The 19,400-nt window shown below is 63.2% G+C and carries 18 protein-coding genes and 1 pseudogene; 8 read left to right on the top strand and 11 right to left on the bottom strand.

Annotated features, from left to right (window positions below; translation table 11 throughout):
* Genes NLY44_RS26290 through NLY44_RS26280 form a run of 3 tightly spaced genes read left to right on the top strand, consistent with a single transcriptional unit; the run spans position 1 to position 2,149 of the window.
* Positions 1–489, top strand: a complete 489-nt coding sequence (locus NLY44_RS26290) for a GNAT family N-acetyltransferase (protein WP_023699472.1) — start codon at positions 1–3, stop codon at positions 487–489.
* Positions 486–1,739, top strand: coding sequence for an aconitase X (locus NLY44_RS26285; protein ID WP_023806293.1), 1,254 nt, complete (start codon positions 486–488; stop codon positions 1,737–1,739). Before NLY44_RS26290 ends, NLY44_RS26285 begins: the two co-directional genes overlap by 4 nt.
* Positions 1,736–2,149: an aconitase X swivel domain-containing protein gene (locus NLY44_RS26280; RefSeq protein ID WP_023806294.1), complete on the top strand. Its 414-nt coding sequence runs from the start codon at positions 1,736–1,738 to the stop codon at positions 2,147–2,149. The genes NLY44_RS26285 and NLY44_RS26280 overlap by 4 nt, the downstream gene beginning before the upstream one ends.
* Positions 2,150–2,161: 12 nt before the next feature.
* Here NLY44_RS26280 and NLY44_RS26275 read toward each other — a convergent pair whose 3' ends face one another.
* A complete protein-coding gene (locus NLY44_RS26275) occupies positions 2,162–3,163 on the bottom strand; it encodes a 2-hydroxyacid dehydrogenase (RefSeq protein WP_023699469.1) in 1,002 nt (333 codons plus the stop codon).
* A gap of 157 nt (positions 3,164–3,320) precedes the next feature.
* Here NLY44_RS26275 and NLY44_RS26270 point away from each other — a divergent pair, with 157 nt between their 5' ends.
* A complete protein-coding gene (locus NLY44_RS26270; protein WP_023669569.1) occupies positions 3,321–3,878 on the top strand; it encodes an SH3 domain-containing protein in 558 nt (185 codons plus the stop codon).
* Positions 3,879–3,890: 12 nt separating this feature from the next.
* Here NLY44_RS26270 and NLY44_RS26265 read toward each other — a convergent pair whose 3' ends face one another.
* Together NLY44_RS26265 and irrA are read right to left on the bottom strand one after the other, a co-directional pair.
* Complete coding sequence (locus NLY44_RS26265) at positions 3,891–4,250, bottom strand: DUF4260 domain-containing protein (protein ID WP_023699467.1); 360 nt, start codon at positions 4,248–4,250, stop codon at positions 3,891–3,893.
* Between the two features lie 10 nt (positions 4,251–4,260).
* The gene (irrA, locus tag NLY44_RS26260; protein WP_023699466.1) at positions 4,261–4,692 is read right to left on the bottom strand and encodes an iron response transcriptional regulator IrrA; all 432 of its coding nucleotides are present in this window, start codon (positions 4,690–4,692) and stop codon (positions 4,261–4,263) included.
* Positions 4,693–5,036: 344 nt separating this feature from the next.
* Between irrA and fabA the strand changes: the two genes are divergently transcribed.
* The 4 genes from fabA to NLY44_RS26240 all read left to right on the top strand — a co-directional run bounded on the left by fabA (position 5,037) and on the right by NLY44_RS26240 (position 9,479).
* Positions 5,037–5,552 carry a 3-hydroxyacyl-[acyl-carrier-protein] dehydratase FabA gene (fabA, locus tag NLY44_RS26255; protein WP_023669566.1) on the top strand — a complete coding sequence of 172 codons (516 nt, stop codon included), beginning with the start codon at positions 5,037–5,039 and terminating at the stop codon, positions 5,550–5,552.
* A gap of 122 nt (positions 5,553–5,674) precedes the next feature.
* Complete coding sequence (gene fabB, locus NLY44_RS26250) at positions 5,675–6,895, top strand: beta-ketoacyl-ACP synthase I (RefSeq protein WP_023699465.1); 1,221 nt, start codon at positions 5,675–5,677, stop codon at positions 6,893–6,895.
* Between the two features lie 33 nt (positions 6,896–6,928).
* Positions 6,929–7,741 (top strand): enoyl-ACP reductase FabI, encoded by an 813-nt coding sequence (gene fabI, locus NLY44_RS26245; protein ID WP_023669564.1) that lies wholly within the window; start codon positions 6,929–6,931, stop codon positions 7,739–7,741.
* Positions 7,742–7,925: 184 nt separating this feature from the next.
* Positions 7,926–9,479: a putative bifunctional diguanylate cyclase/phosphodiesterase gene (locus NLY44_RS26240; RefSeq protein ID WP_023669563.1), complete on the top strand. Its 1,554-nt coding sequence runs from the start codon at positions 7,926–7,928 to the stop codon at positions 9,477–9,479.
* Between the two features lie 16 nt (positions 9,480–9,495).
* On the opposite strand, the gene NLY44_RS26235 is transcribed toward NLY44_RS26240, so the two are convergent.
* The 8 genes and pseudogenes from NLY44_RS26235 to NLY44_RS26200 all read right to left on the bottom strand — a co-directional run bounded on the left by NLY44_RS26235 (position 9,496) and on the right by NLY44_RS26200 (position 19,391).
* Positions 9,496–10,509, bottom strand: a complete 1,014-nt coding sequence (locus tag NLY44_RS26235; RefSeq protein WP_023715304.1) for a class I SAM-dependent methyltransferase — start codon at positions 10,507–10,509, stop codon at positions 9,496–9,498.
* A gap of 85 nt (positions 10,510–10,594) precedes the next feature.
* Entirely contained in the window at positions 10,595–12,742 is a 2,148-nt protein-coding gene (pnp, locus tag NLY44_RS26230) for a polyribonucleotide nucleotidyltransferase (RefSeq protein ID WP_023682005.1), read from the bottom strand.
* A gap of 278 nt (positions 12,743–13,020) precedes the next feature.
* On the bottom strand, positions 13,021–13,395 hold the full coding sequence (gene rpsO, locus NLY44_RS26225; RefSeq protein ID WP_280790898.1) for a 30S ribosomal protein S15: 375 nt from the start codon (positions 13,393–13,395) through the stop codon (positions 13,021–13,023).
* Positions 13,396–13,489: 94 nt separating this feature from the next.
* Positions 13,490–14,584, bottom strand: coding sequence for a magnesium/cobalt transporter CorA (gene corA / locus NLY44_RS26220; RefSeq protein ID WP_023738181.1), 1,095 nt, complete (start codon positions 14,582–14,584; stop codon positions 13,490–13,492).
* A 44-nt stretch (positions 14,585–14,628) separates the two neighbouring features.
* Positions 14,629–15,599 (bottom strand): annotated as a pseudogene (gene truB / locus NLY44_RS26215) (tRNA pseudouridine(55) synthase TruB).
* A complete protein-coding gene (gene rbfA / locus NLY44_RS26210; protein WP_023669558.1) occupies positions 15,599–16,018 on the bottom strand; it encodes a 30S ribosome-binding factor RbfA in 420 nt (139 codons plus the stop codon). Before rbfA ends, truB begins: the two are co-directional and overlap by 1 nt.
* A 161-nt stretch (positions 16,019–16,179) precedes the next feature.
* Entirely contained in the window at positions 16,180–18,744 is a 2,565-nt protein-coding gene (infB, locus tag NLY44_RS26205; protein ID WP_023669557.1) for a translation initiation factor IF-2, read from the bottom strand.
* Positions 18,741–19,391 carry an RNA-binding protein gene (locus NLY44_RS26200; RefSeq protein ID WP_023669556.1) on the bottom strand — a complete coding sequence of 217 codons (651 nt, stop codon included), beginning with the start codon at positions 19,389–19,391 and terminating at the stop codon, positions 18,741–18,743. The genes infB and NLY44_RS26200 overlap by 4 nt, the downstream gene beginning before the upstream one ends.
* Between the last annotated feature and the right edge of the window lie 9 nt (positions 19,392–19,400).

Here is a 19,400-nt window from a genome sequence, read left to right as displayed (position 1 = left end):
ATGGATCAGTCCACCAGCGTCCTTGTTACGCAGCTTGCCTCCGATTTCGAGCGCTGGGACGAACTGCTCAGCCTGATCATGCGCGCCTTTGCACCGATGGACGGCGTCATCGACCCGCCCTCCTCGGCACATCTGCTGAACGCCGGAAACCTCAGGGACAAGGCTGGCCGAGAGACCGTGTTGCTGGCCCTGCAGGATGACAGGATCGCCGGCTGCGTTTTCGCGCTGGAGAGAGCCGATGATTTCTACATCGGCAAGCTCGCCGTCGAACCTGAGCTTCAAGGGCAAGGCATCGGCAGGCGGCTGATGCAGGCTGTCGAATTTCTCGCCCGCAGCCGGAACAAACCGGCCATCGAACTGCAGACGCGAATCGAACTGACCGTAAATCATGCAACCTTTGCCGGTCTCGGCTTTCGCGAGACTGAACGCACCGCGCATGACGGCTATGACCGGCCGACCTCGATCACCTTGCGCAAGGAGTTGGCGTGAGCCTTGCACTCAGCTCACAGGAGCAGACAGTCGCCTCCGGCCATGACGGGGCGGCGATGGCGATGCGCATCGTTGCCGAAAGCGCTGCGCTGCTCGGCGCGCCGCGACTTATCCCGATCGCCTCGACGCATATAGACGGCGCGCTCTATCACGGCGATTCCGGCACGCTGTTTGCCGAAAGGCTGGTCGATAGCGGCGCCAGGGTCGCGGTGCGCTCGACGCTCAATGTCGGCGCGCTCGACCTGATGGGCTGCTCGCGCGTGCGCCTCGAAGAGCCGGCGCGCGGCATGGCGCGACGAATGATGGAGGCCTACCGCAAACTGGGCTGCGAGCAGAGCTGGACCTGCGCGCCCTATCAGGCCGGCCACAGGCCGGCGCTTGGCAGCGATGTCGCCTGGGGTGAATCCAACGCGGTGGTGTTCTGCAATTCGGTTCTGGGGGCACGCACCAACCGCTATGGCGACTTCCTCGACATCGCCTGCGCCATATCGGGCCGCGCGCCGGATTACGGCCTGCATCGCCCCGAGAACCGGCAGGCACGGCTGTTGTTCGATGTGTCCGGCCTATCCGCCTCGTTCCTTGGCTCCGAGATCGCCTGGCCGGTGCTGGGCAACCTCTACGGCCGTGAGGTCGGCAATGCGATCGGCGTCGTCACCGGCATATTCAGCCATCCCGGCGAGGATGCGCTGAAGGCCTTCGGCGCGGCTGCGGCATCGTCGGGCGCCGTCGGCCTGTTCCACATTGCCGGCGTGACGCCCGAGGCGCCCGACGCCGAGACCATCCTGGTGGGCGGCAGGCCGGAAACGATGATCCGCGTAACGCCGGAGATGGCCATGAAGGCCCGCGCCGGCCTGTCCACCGCAGCCACGCAGACCGCCATCGATGCCGTGGCGATCGGCAGTCCGCACCTGTCCTTGGCCGAATTCGATGCACTTGAGCGGCTGATTGGCAGGCGGCGGCTCAGCGTGCCGATTTACGCCTGCACCGGCCGCCACGTGCTCACCAGGCTGGGGCAGAACGGCAAGCGCAAGATGCTCGAAGCCAGCGGCGTCATCATCGTCGCCGACACCTGCGTGGTGGTGACGCCGATCCTGCCGGATCTGGCCGGCGGCGTGCTGATGACCAATTCGGGAAAATTCGCGCACTACGCGCCGGGCAATACCGGTTACGCCGTGCTTTACGGCTCGCTGGCCGACTGCGTGGAAAGCGCGGTTGCCGGTAAGCCCAGGTTTACGGACATCGCCGCATGAATGCTGCAGCCGACATACTGGTGCCGGGCAGCGGAGGCGAAGGGCTGGCCTTGGTGCTGACCGCGCCAATCAGCTTCTGGGGTGGCGTCGATCCGAAGAGCGGCCGCATCGCCGATGTCCGTCACCCGCATCATGGCGAGACCATTTCCGGGCGTGTGCTGTTCCTGCCCGGCACGATCGGCTCGTCCTCAGCGTCAGCCGTGCTGATGGAACTCGTCCACAATGGCCATGCGCCGACGGCACTCGTGCTGCACGAGCCGGACGCGATCCTGCTGCTTGGCTTGATCGTGGCCAGGGAAATGGGCTGGCCGACGCCGGTAGCGCTCAGGCTCGAGCGCGACGCTTTTGAGGCCTATTGCGGCAAGCGTGTGAGTGTCGCGGCGGATGGCGCCCTCACAACCGCATCCTGAACGCGGCCCGCTTCAAGTCCGTAGCGGCAGCACGCGGTCCGGCGGCCGGTGGCCGTCGAAGAAGGCGCGGATGTTGATGATCACCTTCTCGCCCATGTCGATGCGGCCCTCGATCGTCGCCGAGCCCATATGCGGCAAAAGCACGACCTTGTTCTTGGCGGCAAGCTTCAGCAGTTTCGAGTTCAGCGCCGGTTCGTGCTCGTAGACGTCGAGCCCGGCCCCGGCGATCTTGCCGTCCTGGATAAGCTTGACCAGCGCTTCCTCGTCGATAATGTCGCCGCGCGCGGTGTTGACCACATAGGCGGTGGGCTGAAGCAGAGCCAGGCGCCGCGCCGAAAGCAGATGAAAGGTCGCCGGCGTCGACGGGCAATTGACCGAGATGATGTCCATGCGGGCAAGCATCTGGTCGAGGCTTTCCCAATAGGTCGCCTCCAGCCCTTCCTCGACCGCCGGCAGCACGCGATGGCGGTTATGGTAGTGGATCGACAGGCCGAAAGCCTTTGCGCGCCTCGCAACCGCAGTGCCGATGCGGCCCATGCCGACGATACCGAGGCGCTTGCCCCAGATGCGCCGGCCGAGCATCCAGGTCGGCGACCAACCGGCCCATTTCTTGTCGCTGGTCAGCACATTGGCGCCTTCGACCAGCCGCCGCGGGCCGGCCAGCATCAGCGCCATGGTCATGTCGGCCGTATCTTCGGTCAGCACGTTCGGCGTGTTGGTGACGGTGATGCCTGTCCTGGCCGCCGCCGCCACGTCGATCTTGTCGACGCCATTGCCGAAATTGGCGATCAGCTTGAGATTGTCGCCGGCCTGGGCAATCAGCGCCGCATCGATCTGGTCGGTGATGGTCGGCACCAGCACATCGGCTTCCTTGATCGCCGCGACCAGCTCCGGCTGCGTCATCGGGCGGTCCTCGACATTCAGCCTGGCGTCGAAGAGTTCGCGCATGCGGGTCTCGACCGGATCGGGCAGCTTGCGCGTGATGACGACGAGAGGCCGTTTTTTGCCTGCCATTGTTTCCTCGAACCCGATCTCGTTGAGACCTCTTTAACCAAGACAGGCGAAACTGAATACCGGTCGCGGTGCCTGCCACTCCTGTAACAAGCGGTGCCGCCGAAGACAAAGAAAAAGGGGCGCCCGGGCCAAAGGGCACGCGCCGAAAGGAATGAAAGTGTCTGGTTTCGCGTCGCTTCGCCTGATCCTCAGCGCAGCGCTTCTCGGCGCTCTCCTGCATTCCCCGCAAGCCGCGGCGCAAGGTGCCGCCGCACCTGTGCAGACGGTCACGCTCGGGCCGAGCGGCCTGCCGCTGCCGCGTTTCGTCAGCCTGAAATCGGCTCGCGTCAACTCGCGCGTTGGCCCCGGCGCCAACTATTCCGTCGACTGGATGTACACAAAGGCCGGCCTGCCGATGGAAATCATCCAGGAATTCGATACCTGGCGGCGGGTGCGCGATGCCGATGGCTCGGAGGGTTGGATCAACCAGTCGCTGCTGTCGGGCCGCCGGACCGCGATCGTCGCCCCTTGGCAACGCACCAAAGGTGGCCGAATCAATCTGCTCGACGATGCCGATAAGGACGCCAGCGTCATCGCCATCATCGAGCCGGGCGTTACGGGCACGATCAAAACCTGCGATGGCCAGTGGTGCGAAATGACCTTCGACGGCCACACCGGCTGGATCGCCCAGTCGCAGGTGTGGGGCGCCTATCCCGGCGAGCACGTCAAGAATTGAGATTCTGGAGGCCTAACGGCCGATACGGCCGAGATGGGTGTCCTGAAAACCGGTCGACAGTTTGAGACCGTAGCCGAGCGCGCGGTCGACGGCGATGTGGATGATCCAGATCAGACCAATCGCGGTCGCCGTCGAATTGGCCAGAACATATCCGGTGAGGGCCAGCAACAGCGGGACGAACAGGATGTGCAACGCGTTGTAAGCGACAGCGCCGATCCGTGCCCCGGCGAGATAGCCCAGCATCGACAGGTCGGGCGCCAGAATAAGCAGGGCGAACAGCCACCAGGAAACGCCTGACGCGGCATAGGCGACTATAGCCACGAGCGCGACCGCAACCCATTCGAGCCGGATTGCAAAATCGACAGGCTTCATGGGGTGGGGCTTAAACGTTGCGCTTCGGGCGCAGCCTCACCACGATGTCGACATTGGCGATCTCCATGCCTGCGGGTGGCTCCGGCAGGTTGGAGACGGTCACCGGACCGCTTTCTATATCGAAGATCCTGTTTTCGCCTTCGATGTAAAAATGATGGTGATCGGAGGTGTTGGTGTCGAAATAGGTCTTGGACCCCTCGACCGCCAGGATGCGCAGCAGGCCGGCCTGGGTGAACTGGTGAAGCGCGTTGTAGACGGTGGCGAGCGAGACCGGCACGCCGGCGGCGACCGCCTCTTCATGCAGTTCCTCGGCCGAAAGGTGGCGGTCGCCCTTGGCAAACAGCAGATCGGCCAGCGCAATGCGTTGGCGTGTCGGCCTGAGGCCGGCTTCGCGAACCCGCTTGTCCACAGCGACATTTTCCTTCCGGCAGCCCAGATCCATCTATCCGTCCAAGCCCACAGTTCTGCCTCAAGACACGCCCAGAGTGGCGAAAAAACGTCATCAACCGAAACTGGATACCTCCCGACATATATTCTGTTGGCGGAATACGATCAATAGAGCGACGTGCGTCCAGTTGGACGCACTAAGTGCGCTCTATCGCTTTTTTGGCGTCGCATCGTGCTTTCCGGAATCGAAATCGATTTCGGGCCGATGCGAGAGCGCGCATTGACCCGGGCAGACGGGCGGGTTAAGCGCAAACGCCGGTTTCCGGCCCGAAAGGGATTGTGTTAGGAAACCAACGACAAGGGCGCCCCACCGCCCGGGACATTATGGGGACGAGACATATGGCGGGTTCGAAATCCAGCTACGGTTATGAGGAATTGCTTGCCTGCGCCCGCGGCGAGCTGTTCGGGCCCGGCAACGCCCAGCTACCCTACCCGCCCATGCTGATGTTCGACCGCATCACCGAGATCAGCGAGACCGGCGGCGCCCACGACAAGGGCTTCATCCGCGCCGAATTCGACATCAAGCCGGACCTGTGGTTCTTCGCCTGCCATTTCATCGGCAATCCGATCATGCCTGGGTGCCTGGGCCTCGATGCCATGTGGCAATTGACGGGGTTCTACCTCGGCTGGCTCGGCGAGCCGGGCAAGGGCATGGCGCTGTCGACCGGCGAGGTCAAGTTCAAGGGCATGGTGACGCCTTCGGTCAAGAAGGTGGAATACGGCATCGATTTCAAGCGCGTCATGCGTGGACGCCTGGTGCTCGGTATCGCCGATGGCTGGCTTAAGGCCGACGGCGAACCCATATACGCTGCGACAGACCTCAAGGTGGGGCTGTCCAAGCAATCGGCCGCCTGACCGGCGCCACTGCAGCAGGGCGTTCCCGGACGCGCAACGACGCTGCGGCATTTTGATTTTGCGTATGATCGCCGGCGAAAACCTACTAGGGTTTCGGGATCATCCGCTGGAAGGAGTTGCGAATGAGAAGGGTCGTCGTCACAGGCCTCGGCATCGTATCGTCGATCGGCAACAACGCCAACGAGGTGCAATCCTCGCTCCACGATGCCAAATCAGGCATCAGCTTCTCCGATTCCTTCGCCGAACACGGCTTCCGCTGCCAGGTCTGGGGCGCGCCGACGCTCGACCCGACCCCTATGATCGACCGGCGTGCCATGCGCTTCCTCAGCCAGGGCGCGGCCTGGAACCATGTCGCGATGGATCAGGCGATCGCCGACGCCGGGCTTGGCGAAAGCGACATCACCAATGAGCGCACCGGCATCGTCATGGGCTCGGGCGGCCCCTCGACCCGCACCATCGTCGAGGCGGCCGAGACCACGCTCAAGAACAACAGCCCCAAGCGCATCGGTCCGTTCGCGGTGCCGAAGGCGATGTCGTCGACCGCGTCGGCGACGCTCGCCACCTGGTTCAAGATCCACGGCGTCAACTATTCGATCTCGTCGGCCTGCTCGACCTCGGCGCATTGCATCGGCAACGCCTACGAACTGATCCAGTGGGGCAAGCAGGATGTGATGTTTGCCGGCGGCCATGAAGACCTCGACTGGACGATGTCGGACCTGTTCGATGCCATGGGCGCGATGTCGTCGAAGTATAACGATCGTGCGCCGACAGCTTCCCGCGCGTATGACGCCAATCGCGATGGCTTCGTCATCGCGGGCGGCGCGGGCGTCCTCATCCTGGAGGAGCTCGAACACGCCAAGGCGCGCGGCGCCAAGATCTACGCTGAGATCGTCGGCTATGGCGCGACGTCGGACGGTTACGACATGGTGGCGCCGTCGGGCGAAGGCGCGGTGCGCTGCATGCGCCAGGCTCTGGCGACGGTGTCCACGCCGGTCGACTACATCAACACCCACGGCACCTCGACGCCGGTCGGCGATTCCCGGGAAATGGGCGCCATCCGAGAGGTGTTCGGCGAGAAGATGCCGTTCATCACCTCGACCAAGTCGCTGACCGGCCATTCGCTGGGTGCCGCCGGCGTACAGGAATCGATCTACTCGATCCTGATGATGCAAGGCGGCTTCATCGGCGAGAGCGCCCATATCGAAAACCTCGATCCCGAATTCGAGGGCATGCCGATCGTGCGCAAGCGCATCGACGACGCCAGGATCGACACGGTTTTGTCCAACTCGTTCGGCTTCGGTGGCACCAACGCAACGCTGATTTTCCAGCGCTATTCCGCATAAGGCCAGCGTTTTTTTGTAGGGGGATTGCCGGCCATGGACGGACTGATGAAGGGCAAGCGCGGGCTTGTCATGGGCGTTGCCAACGATCATTCGATCGCCTGGGGCATCGCCAGGAAATTGTCCGAACACGGGGCGGAGCTTGCCTTCACCTATCAGGGCGACGCCTTCGGGCGCCGCGTCAAGCCGCTTGCCGAGAAGCTTGGCGCGTCTCTGGTGGTGCCCTGTGACGTCGAGGACAGCGCATCGGTCGCCGCCACCTTCGAGACGCTCGGCAAGGAATGGGGCGGGCTCGACTTCGTCGTCCACGCCATCGGCTTTTCCGACAAGAACGAGCTCAAAGGGCTCTACGCCGACACCAGCCGCGACAATTTCGTCCGCACCATGGTCATCTCCTGCTACTCCTTCACCGAGGTCGCCCGCCATGCCGCCCCGCTGATGAGCGAAGGCGGCGCGATGATCACGCTGACCTATGCCGGCTCTGTCCGCGTCATGCCGAACTACAACGTCATGGGCGTCGCCAAGGCCGGGCTGGAAGCCAGCGTGCGCTATCTCGCCAACGATTATGGCCCGCGCGGCATCCGGGTGAACGGCATATCGGCGGGACCGGTGCGTACTTTGGCCGGCGCCGGAATCTCGGACGCCCGCCACATGTACTCCTACCAGCAGCGCAACTCGCCGCTGCGCCGCACGGTGACCATCGACGAGGTCGGCGGCTCGGCGCTCTATCTTTTGTCCGACCTCTCGTCAGGCGTCACCGGCGAAATCCATTATGTGGATTCCGGCTATCACATCGTGTCGATGCCAACCCTGGATGAGTTGAAGCAGACCGACAGCGTACGCGATTAACTCACCAGTAAAATTAGATGCATCGGCGGAAACTCATTTTAAGGAGATATCCGCTAGAAGTCTTATGGGCTTGGGCTCTGCGCGTTCTTGCTGGGCGCAAAGGATGCTTTAGCCTTTATGAATTTGCGCTTGATATTTCCCGAAAGTCGAGTTGATTTCGGGATCATGCGACAGGGACTGAGCAATGCCTGCTGTCAGCAACCCGAAGCGAACACCTGTGTTCCGGCTGCTCACCGTCGCCAGTTCGGGCCTTGGCAGTTTCATCCTTGGGCTTTGGGGCCTCCGGCATGGTTTCGGGGACGGCTTTGCCGGCATGCAGGCGGAAACCATGATCGGCATCGCGTCGGCGCTATGCGCGCTGGCCGCCGCCGGTGCTGCCTTGTCCTTCTTCGCCGGCGTCGATGAATCGGTGGACTACGTTTTCAACGAAACCCATTTTGACAAGCTGACCGGGCTTTTTGCGCGGCCGGCGATGGTCGGCAGGATTGCCGACGCGGCGTCCGCGACGATCAGGACCGGTGAGCCGGTGTTCCTCATCGACATCGACATCGACCGCTTCAAGCAGATCAACGACGCCATCGGCTACAGCCATGGCGACGAACTGATCCGCGGCTTCACCAAGCGGTTGAAGGCCTGCATGCCCGAAGGCGCGGTGATGGGGCGCATCGGCGCCGGCGAGTTCGCTATCCTTGTCTGGGAACACCAACTCCAAAGGTCCATGGAAAGCACCGTCGAAACCATGATCGAGGAGATGCTGAAGCCGTACCAGCTCGATTCCCACCTGCAGTCGGTCGGCCTGTCGGTCGGCATCGTGGCGATGCCAAAGGATGGCGTCGATCCGGTCCTCATCCTGCGCCGCTCCAACCTGGCGCTGCAGAATGCCCGCGCCGGCGGCGTGGGCAACTGGTCGGTCTTCCATTCCGACATGGGCCAGGTCGCCGACTACCGCCACTGGATCGAATCCGAACTGCACATCGCCTTCGTCCGTGGCGATTTCGACCTTCACTACCAGCCGCAGCTCGACCTGCCGACCGGCCGTATCGTCGGCTACGAGGCGCTGATCCGCTGGAAGCACCCGGAACGCGGCATGATCCCGCCGATGGAATTCATTCCGATCGCCGAAGAGACCGGCATGATCCACCCGATCGGCAATTGGGTGCTGAACAAGGCCTGCAGCGATGCCCGTCATTTGCCCGAGGACTGCTTCGTTGCCGTCAACATCTCGCCGGTCCAGTTCATGACCAAGGATTTCGTCGGCATCGTGCGCGATACGATGGCCAGCACCGGCATCAAGCCGTCGCGGCTGGAGCTCGAAGTGACCGAGACGGCGATGATGCAGGACCGCGACCGCGCCGCCACCATCCTGCAGCAGCTTGCCGACATGGGCATTTCGGTGGCCGTCGACGATTTCGGCACCGGCTATTCCAATCTCAGCTACCTGATCGACTTCGCCTTCGGCAAGCTGAAGATCGACCGCTCCTTCGTCAGCCGCATCGACACCGATTCGAATTCGGGCGCCGTCGTCTCTACCATCGTCGGCCTGTCGCGGGCGCTCGGCGTCGGCATCATCGCCGAAGGCGTCGAGACCGAGAACCAGGCGACGCTTTTGCGAGCAGCTGGTTGCGAGATGGTGCAGGGCTATCTGTTCGGCAGGCCGGCGCCGCTCAAGATCAAGCCTGGCGATATCAGACCGACCATTCCCGTCCACGAGCCGGCGCGCATCGTCAGCATGCATTGAGGCGACCGGCACCGTCCTATCGGCGCGCGGAGAAAACCTTGAACATGCCGTCGCGGGCGAGCTCGGCATGGCTGGAGAAGACGGCCTTCAGAACCGGTTCGTAAGGCAGCTGACGGTTCGCCACCATGAACAGCCGCCCGCCCGGCTTCAGCGCCTTGCCCGCCGCCTGGATCATGCCGGCGCCGATTTCCGGCTCGGCCGCCCGGCTGCGATGGAAGGGCGGGTTCATGACGATGGCATCATAGCGCCGCTCGACCGGCTCGCTCAGCAGATCGGTCCAAAAGAAGCCGGGCTCGAAGCCTGTCTGGCCGATATTGCCCTTGGCCGCCTCAAGCGCGTCGAAATCCGCTTCGTAAAGGTCGAGCCCCGTTATACCGGATGAACGTGCCGCGACCTCGGCGGCGACATAACCCCAGCCGGCGCAGAAATCAGCAATGTTGCCGCGCAGGTCTTTGGGCAGGTTGTCGACCAGAAGTTTCGAGCCGGCGTCGATCCGGTCGAAGGAGAACATGCCCGGCGCAGTGCGGAAGCGGTCCTCTACGACCAAGGCAGGATTGGCGACGCGCAGTTTTTCCGCGGGCGCCAGATCGACCGGACGGCGAAGCCAGAAGGCGATGCCGTGATATTTCGGCAGATGCCCTTCGATGGGGACAAGCTCGTCGATGCGCTTGCGCAGGCTGGCGATGCCTTCGTCCTTACCGCCGGCGACAATGATCAGACCGCCCGGCGTGACGCGTTCGATCGCCTCGGCAATACGCATCTCGTTTAGCCCACGATGGCGGCCGGCAAGCACGAGCGCTGCATCGAATGCATCGCCTTCCGAGCGGGGCGTTACCTTGTGACCGGCACGCTCCAGCGCTCGGAGATGCGGCCGGAAACCCTGTGCAAGATGGAGCTCTGCCTCGAAGCCTTCCGGCAAGCGGAAGCCGGGCTCCGCACCCAGGAACAACACACGCTCGCCCTTTTGCGGCAGAGGGAGCCCCTCGGCCTCGAAGGGATGGAACAGTGTCTTCAGCGGCTCAGCGGCCATTCTTCGATTCTCATGTCGTAGACGGGTATTAAACGAAAACGGGCGCGACATAAGCCGCGCCCGTTCAACTCTATTGTCAGACCACTCAGGCGGCGTTTTCTTCGCCTTCGGCCTTCTTGTCGCGGGCGATTTCCTTGCCGGTGGCCTGGTCGACGACCTTCATCGACAGGCGGACCTTGCCGCGCTCGTCGAAGCCCATCAGCTTGACCCAGACCTTGTCGCCTTCCTTGACGACGTCCGAGGTCTTGGCGACCCGGTCGTTGGCAAGCTGCGAGATGTGGACGAGGCCGTCACGCGGACCGAAGAAGTTGACGAAAGCGCCGAAGTCGGCGGTCTTGACGACCGTGCCTTCGTAGATTTCGCCGACTTCCGGCTCGGCGACGATGGTATGGATCCACTTCTTGGCCGCCTCGATCTCCTTGGCGTTCGACGAAGCGATCTTGACCGTGCCGTCGTCCTCGATGTTGATCTTTGCGCCGGTCTTCTCGACGATCTCACGGATAACCTTGCCGCCGGAGCCGATCACGTCGCGGATCTTGTCGGTCGGGATGTGCATAACCTCGATGCGCGGTGCGAACTCACCGAGTTCGGGGCGGGCGCCGGTCAGAGCATGCGCCATCTCGCTGAGGATATGCTGGCGGCCGTCCTTGGCCTGGTCCAGCGCGATCTTCATGATCTCCTCGGTGATGCCCTCGATCTTGATGTCCATCTGCAGCGAGGTGATGCCGCCTTCGGTACCGGCAACCTTGAAGTCCATGTCGCCGAGGTGATCTTCGTCACCCAGGATGTCGGACAGAACCGCGAAGCGCTCGCCTTCCTTGATCAGGCCCATCGCGATACCAGCAACCGGCTTGGCCAGCGGAACGCCGGCATCCATCAGCGCCAGCGATGTGCCGCAGACGGTGGCCATCGACGACGAACCGTTGGACTCGGTGATCTCCGAGACGACGCGCAGCGTGTAGGGGAACTGGTCCGCGCTCGGCAGCATCGGACGGATGGCGCGCCAGGCGAGCTTGCCGTGGCCGATTTCGCGGCGGCCCGGCGAACCCATGCGGCCGGTCTCGCCGACGGAGTAGGGAGGGAAGTTGTAGTGAAGGAGGAACTTCTCCTTGTACATACCGGTCAGCGAATCGACATACTGCTCGTCCTCGCCGGTGCCCAGCGTGGCAACGACCAGCGCCTGGGTCTCGCCGCGGGTGAACAGCGCCGAACCGTGCGTGCGCGGCAGGACGCCGACTTCCGAGACGATCTTGCGGACAGTCTTGAGGTCACGGCCATCGATGCGCGAACCGGTGTCGAGGATGTTCCAGCGCACGACCTTGGCCTGGAGTTCCTTGAACACCGAACCGATCTGCTCGGAGGTGTACTTGGCGTCTTCGCCTTCAGCCGGGGCAAACGCAGCCTTGACCTTCGCCTTGACGGCGTCGACGGCGGCGTAACGCTTCTGCTTGTCGACGTTCTTGTAGGCATTGCTGAGCTCGTCGCCGACGATCTTCAGCATTTCGGCTTCGAGCGCGGAGTAGTCCGGTGCCGTGAAATCGCGCGGCTCCTTGGCGGCAACTTCGGCCAGCTTGATGATGGCGTCGATCACCGGCTGGAAGCCCCTGTGGCCGAACATGACGGCGCCGAGCATCAGCTCTTCGCCGAGTTCCTTGGCTTCGGACTCGACCATCAGCACGGCGTCGGCGGTGCCGGCGACAATGAGGTCCAGCCTGGATTCCTGCATCTCGTCGACATGCGGGTTCAGCACGTATTCGCCGTTGATGTAGCCGACGCGCGCACCACCGATCGGGCCCATGAAAGGAACGCCCGACAGCGTCAAAGCGGCCGAGGTGGCGACGATCGACAGGATGTCGGGATCGTTCTCGAGGTCATGCTGGACCACGGTGACGACGATCTGGGTGTCGTTCTTGTAGCCGTCGGCGAAGAGCGGGCGGATCGGGCGGTCGATCAGGCGGGAAACCAGCGTTTCCTTTTCGCTCGGACGTCCCTCGCGCTTGAAGTAGCCGCCGGGGATCTTGCCGGCGGCGTAGGTCTTTTCCTGGTAGTTGACGGTCAGCGGGAAGAAATCGAGGCCTGGCTTCGGCTCCTTCATCGAAACGACGGTGGCGAGAACCTTGGTTTCGCCGTAGGTCGCAAGCACCGCGCCGTCAGCCTGACGTGCGATCTTGCCGGTTTCCAGGATGAGCGGACGGCCGCCCCATTCGATTTCCACTTTGTGGTAGTTGAACATATCTTGTCCTTAATAAGCGGAAAGGGCCGCGCCGTTTCACGGTGCGCGGATGCCCTTTCCCTGGCTTCCTTTCTCGGGCAGCCACGGGCAAGACAACGGGAAGCTCGGGTAGATTTCGGCGCTGGTTAGCGCACGAGCGTCCTGCAATCCTGCCCCATGACCGTCCATGGGCGGTTTCGAGTGGCCTCTGCACGCTCGAAACCGGGTCTGGCCAATCGGTGCGACTGGCAGAATGCGCGACCGGCGGGCTCTCCTTCGAAAGCCCGCCGGTCAATTCGTCAACGGCGCAGACCGAGCTTCTCGATCAACGTCTGATAGCGCGCGTCATCCTTGCGCTTGAGATAATCAAGCAGGCTGCGGCGCTGGGAGACGAGAGCGAGCAGACCACGGCGGGAATGGTTATCCTTCTTGTGGTCCTTGAAGTGGTCGGTCAGGTTCTTGATGCGCTCGGAAAGGATGGCCACCTGGACTTCCGGAGACCCGGTATCGCCCTTCGCGGTTGCGAATTCACCCATCAATTCCTGTTTGCGCTCGGCAGTAATCGACATCGTGTTTTTCCTTATCTGTTTGAGGAAACGGGTCGCCCTCAGCCGGGATGTCGTCCAGCAGGGGCCGGTGCAAGCAAAGCGACATGGCGCGATGCTGCGGCGCATATAGGGCAATTCCCCGGAAACACCAGCCCATTCATAAAGCCGGCTTGTCGCAGCCCTTTGCTCGGGTATCCAGGATTCCCTTGACACCGAAACCTTACAGCCACTTCTTGCTTTTGAAGAAGACGATCAGCCCGACAGCAACGGCCAGCATGAACAGCAGCGAAGCCGGGTAGCCATAGTAGGCTTTCAGTTCCGGCATGTTCCACGGCGAGATCTCGGGATCGAAATTCATCCCCCAGATACCGACCAGGAAGGTTAGCGGCATGAAGATCACCGAGACGATGGTGAGATAAGAGATGACGTCGTTGGTACGCGCCTGGCTCAGCGACAAATGCATTTCGATCAAGCCGGTCAGCATATCACGCTGGTTCTCGACCAGCTCGATCAGCCGCAATGCGTGGTCGAGCGTGTCGTTGAAGAAGATTTTCGTCTCCGGCTTCACATAGGGCACGTCGTTGCGGATCAGCGTCGCCAGCGCGTCGCGCATCGGCCACAGCACGCCCTTGAGCACATTGGCGTCGCGCCGCAATTCGTGCAGCTGGCGCATCTGATGCTTGTGAGGCGTGTTGAGCATCTCGTCCTCGATGCCATCGACCTCCTCGCTAGCGGCCTCAATCGGCGGGAAATAGCTGTCGACGATGGAATCGATGAGCGCATAGGCCAGATAGTCGGCGCCGCGCATCCGCAAGCGGTTGGGCAACGCTGCGGCGATGCGCTTGCGCACGGGGTCGAACGGATCGCCTTCGCGCTCCTGGAAGGTGACGACGAATTTCTTGCCGAAGAACACCGCGATCTGCTCATAGCGATGCACCTTGACGTCGTCGATCATGCGCATGACGACGAAGGCGTGGTCCTCGAAGAAGTCGACCTTCGGCCGCTGGCCGGTGTTGACGACATCTTCCAGAGCCAGTGGATGCAGGTTGAAGATCCGGCCGATCTCCTCGATCAGCTGGATGTTGGCGAGACCGGTGCAGTCCAGCCAGACGACCGGCCAATTGTCGCAATGGGTGTTGAGATCGTCGATGCTGGCATCGTTGATGGTCTTGAATTTTTCAGGCGAAATCAGCGTCAGCCGCAGCTCGGACCGTCGCGCCGCCGGATCGGCGATCAGCGTGCCGGGCGAGGCGCCAACCGGCGGCCGCCGCGTTGTCACCGGCGCCCGCTTCTTCACCGCCTCAGCCTTTGCCATGTGCCCCTCGGATGTGACGTCGACGTAAGACTAGACGAGAGTGGTCAGCCGACAAAGACCCGCTTCGGCTTGAACATGCCTTGCTCGATGGCGCCGATGGCGACAAGCTTGCCGCGCGCGGTGGCGCAGGCTTCCTCGGCTTCCACGGGCGCGTCGCGGCCGCGGATGATGACGGGATTGCCAAGGCGGATCTTGGTCGCCGCTTCGTCGCTGATGGCGATCTGGGGCAGGCAGTCGAGCGCGGCGGCCGTGTCGACAAGCAGCGCATCGATGGCGCCAAAGTCGATCGGCGCGTCGGAAACATCGGCGTCGCCCTCTTTGTCAGCTTCGCGCTGTTCGCCGAAACGGGCGGCTTCCAGTTCGGCGACGGTGACGAAATCCTCCTGGGTGAACGGCTCGACCTCGACCCGGCGTAGTTCAGCGATGTGGCCGAAGCAGCCGAGGTCGCGGCCCATGTCGCGGGCCAGCGAGCGCACATAGGTGCCTTTGCCGCATTCGACCTCGAACGAAGTGTGGTCGGCAGCGTGCTCGACGATGTCCAGACGGCCGATCTCGATCTCGCGCGCGGGGATGTCGACTGTCTCGCCCCACGGGCGAGATCGTAGGCGCGTTCGCCTGATATCTTGATGGCCGAGAATTGCGGCGGTGTCTGCATGATGACGCCGGTGTAGTTCGGCAGCAGCGCCCTGACATCGTTTTCCGCCGGACGGCGGTCGGAACTTTGCGTCACCGGGCCTTCGAGATCGTCGGTCGAACGCTCCTCGCCCCAGGCGACGGTGAACCGGTAGATTTTGGCGCCGTCCTGCACATAAGGCACGGTCTTGGTTGCCTCGCCGAGCGCGATCGGCAGCATGCCAGAGGCCAGCGGGTCGAGCGTGCCGGCATGGCCGGCCTTTTCTGCCTGGAAAAGCCATTTGATCTTGGAGACGGCTTCGGTCGAACCCATGCCAACCGGCTTGTCCAGCACCACCCAGCCGGAGATCGGCCGTCCCTTCTTCTTGCCGCGGCGCCCCACTATTTCTCGTCCTTGTCGTTGTCTTCGCCATCGGCACCCAAGTCTCGCGCGACTTCGGGCGATTTCAGCAAATCGTTGATCCTGGCGAAATTGTCGAAGGACGTATCGAGCTTGAAGCGGAACTCCGGCATGAACTTCATCTGGCGGAGCGCGCCGGAGACGCGGCCACGGACGAACTTCGCATGCTTGTTGAGCGCGTCGATGACCGCACCCGTGTCCTTGGCGCCGAGCGGCGAAACGAAGGCAGTGGCGACCCTCAGATCAGTCGACATGCGCACTTCCGAGACCGAAACCACGGTGTTCTCGATCAGCGGGTCGATAATCTCGCCGCGCTGCAAGGTTTCCGACAGCGCATGGCGCACCTGTTCGGCGACGCGAAGCATGCGCTGGGATGGGCTGGAGGCGGTTGGACGGGGCATTTTTCTCAATCCGGAAAGCGTGAGGCGCGGGATGGGACGGTGCCGCCATGTCTCATATTTGTTCTATGCATGTCGTTTATCCCGCACTTTTGGGCGACAGGCATTAAAGTTAGGGCGGCGGTCTTTCGACCACCGCCCGGTCGTATCGACAGTATACGAACTCAGAGCGTCCGGGTCACCATCTCGACGCGGAAGCACTCGATGATGTCGCCAACGCGCATGTCCTCGTAGTTCTGGAAGGCCATGCCGCACTCCTGGCCGCCCGGAACTTCCGCGACTTCGTCCTTGAAGCGCTTGAGGGTCTTCAGCGTGCCTTCATGGATGACGACGTTGTCGCGGATCAGGCGCACGCCCGCTCCACGCTCGACCTTGCCTTCGGTGACACGGCAGCCGGCGATCTTGCCGACCTTGGTGATGTCAAAGATCTCGAGGATCTCGGCATTACCGATGAAGGTCTCGCGGCGTTCCGGCGACAGCAGGCCGGAAAGTGCTGCCTTCACATCGTCGACGAGGTTGTAGATGATCGAGTAGTAGCGGATTTCGATGCCCGCGGCCGCCGCGGCCGCACGTGCCTGCACGTTGGCACGGACGTTGAAGCCGATGATCGCGGCCCCCGAGGTCTCCGCCAGCGACACGTCGCTTTCGGTGATGGCGCCGGCGCCGGCATGAACGATGCGCGCACGCACCTCGTCGGTGCCAAGCTTGTCGAGAGCGGCGTTGATCGCCTCGATCGAACCCTGCACGTCGCCCTTGATGACCAGCGGGAATTCCTTCAACCCGCTCGTCTGCAGCTGCGACATCATCTGTTCGAGCGAGCCGCGCTGGCCGGCATGGCGAGCCACTGCCTTCTCGCGCGCCAGACGCTGGCGATATTCGGTGATCTCACGGGCGCGGGCCTCGTTGTTGACGACAGCGAAGCGGTCGCCGGCTTGCGGCGTGCCCTGCAGGCCAAGCACCTCGACCGGCATTGCCGGCGGAGCCTCCTTGATCTGCTCGCCACGGTCATTGACCAGCGCGCGCACCCGGCCCCATTCGTTGCCGGCGACGAGGATGTCGCCCGGCATCAAAGTGCCGGTCTGCACCAGTACGGTGGCGACGGGGCCACGGCCCTTGTCGAGCTGGGCTTCGATGACCACGCCTTCGGCGGTACGGTCCGGATTGGCCTTGAGGTCGAGGATTTCGGCCTGCAGCAGGATCGCTTCCAACAGCTTGTCGAGGTTGGTGCCCTTGGTCGCCGACACTTCGACGTCCAGCACTTCACCGCCCATCGATTCGACGAACACCTCATGGCGCAGCAGTTCCGACCGAACCTTCTGCGGATCGGCATCATGCTTGTCGATCTTGTTGATCGCCACGATGATCGGAACGCCGGCCGCCTTGGCATGGCTGATCGATTCGATGGTCTGCGGCATGACGCTGTCGTCGGCCGCCACCACCAGGATGGCGATGTCGGTCGCCTGAGCGCCGCGGGCGCGCATCGCCGTGAAGGCGGCGTGACCGGGCGTGTCGATGAAGGTGATCTTCTGACCGTTCTTCTCGACCTGGTAGGCGCCGATATGCTGGGTGATGCCGCCGGCTTCGCCGGAGACGACATTGGCATTGCGGATGGCGTCGAGCAGCGAGGTCTTGCCGTGGTCGACATGGCCCATGATGGTCACGACAGGCGGCCGCGACACCAGGTCCTCGGCATTGTCGGCAATGTTGAACAGGCCTTCCTCGATGTCGGACTCGGCGACGCGGCGGACCGTGTGGCCGAATTCTGTGGCGACCAGCTCGGCCGTGTCGGCGTCGATGATGTCGCCCGGCTTCAGGATCTGGCCCTGCTTCATGAAGTACTTGACCACATCGACAGCGCGCTCGGACATGCGCTGCGCCAGTTCCTGGATGGTGATGGTTTCAGGCAGGATCACTTCGCGCATAACCTTCTCGCGCGGCTCATTATGCATCGCGCGCTTGAATTTTTCCTGGCGGCGACGCATCGACGACAGCGAGCGGGCGCGCGCGTCCTCGTCGGAAAGAGCCGTGTTGAGGGTCAGCTTGCCGCGACGACGGTCTTCCTCGGCCTTGGTCGGCTTGGCCGGGCGCGCCACTTCGGGCGTAACCGGACGGCGTACCGGGGCGCCGGCGGCGGTGCGCTTCGGCTTGACCTCTTCCTCATCGTCCGACGCCACAAGCTCGGCAGCCTGCGGCGCGCGGCGGCGCGCTTCTTCCTCGGCGCGGCGGCGGGACTCGGCCTCGGTCTGCAGGCGGGCTTCTTCCTCGGCCTGACGGCGCGCGGATTCCTCGCGCTCGCGCTTGCGGCGTTCCTCATCCTCGTTGCGGCGCTTGGCCTCTTCGATGGCGCGTTGGCGGTCCTCGACGTCGCGAACCTTGGAGCCTTCGAGCGCCCTGCGGCGCGCTTCCATCTCATTGCGCGACAGTTCGTTCAGCACCATGCCGCCGCGTTCGGCCGGGGGCGGCGGAGGCGGCGCCTTGGGCGCTTCCTGCACGACGGGGGCTGCCACTACCGCGGGCTTGGGCGTAAATACGGGTGCAGCCACCGGCTCCGGCTTGTCGCCGGGCATGGAGAATTTGCGCTTCTTGATCTCGACCTGGACCTGCTTGGTGCGGCCATGCGAGAAATTCTGTCGCACGACGCTCTGCTCGGTACCGGGGCGCTTCAGCGTCAAGGTCTTCTTCGGTGTAACACTCAACGTCTTATCGTCGCCCGATTTCGTATCGCTCATTCCATATCCTCTGCAGCATCATCTTCGTCAGCAACGGCCGCAAGCATTGCCAGATCGTCGGGGGTTCCGCCCCGATATCGGTCGAGCGCAACCATGCGCCTCTCAACCGCCTTGCCCGCGTCTCCCGCGAGAACGGCAGCATGTATCACATTTGTACCCCCCAATGCCAAGCTCAACTCGGCCTCGGAGAAAAGTTTGTAGGCAAGGACTGCAGGCCCGCCGAGGTGGACAGTTGCCCGCCGCGCCTGACTGATCTTGCGCACGCCATCGTCGGATGCCTCGGTCGCGTGGAGCACGAAAAGCGCCAACCCCGAGCGCACCGCGCTCTCGACCTTGGTTGCGCCGAGTGCGATCGAGCCAGCCTTGCGGGCAAGGCCAAGCATACCCAAAGCGGATCGTGCAAGCAGTCCGTCGACCATGCCGCCGAGATCGGGCGGCACGACGACCTGCGCCTTGAAGGCGCGGGCAAACAGGTTCTTCGCCGCCGCCTTGTCGATATGTAGGCGGTCGGCGCTCACCCAACAACCACGGCCGGGCAGATTTCTCTTCAGGTCAGGAACGACGGCCGAATCCGGGCCGACGACGAAACGGATCAGCTCATCCGGCTCGGCTTGCTTGCGCGTGACGATGCAGGTGCGATCGTTCATCTCGTCCTG

Source organism: Mesorhizobium sp. C089B, from assembly GCF_030323125.1.
GTDB lineage: Bacteria > Pseudomonadota > Alphaproteobacteria > Rhizobiales > Rhizobiaceae > Mesorhizobium.
Note: the sequence above shows the minus strand (reverse complement) of the source record. Positions and strands in the feature narration are given on the sequence as shown.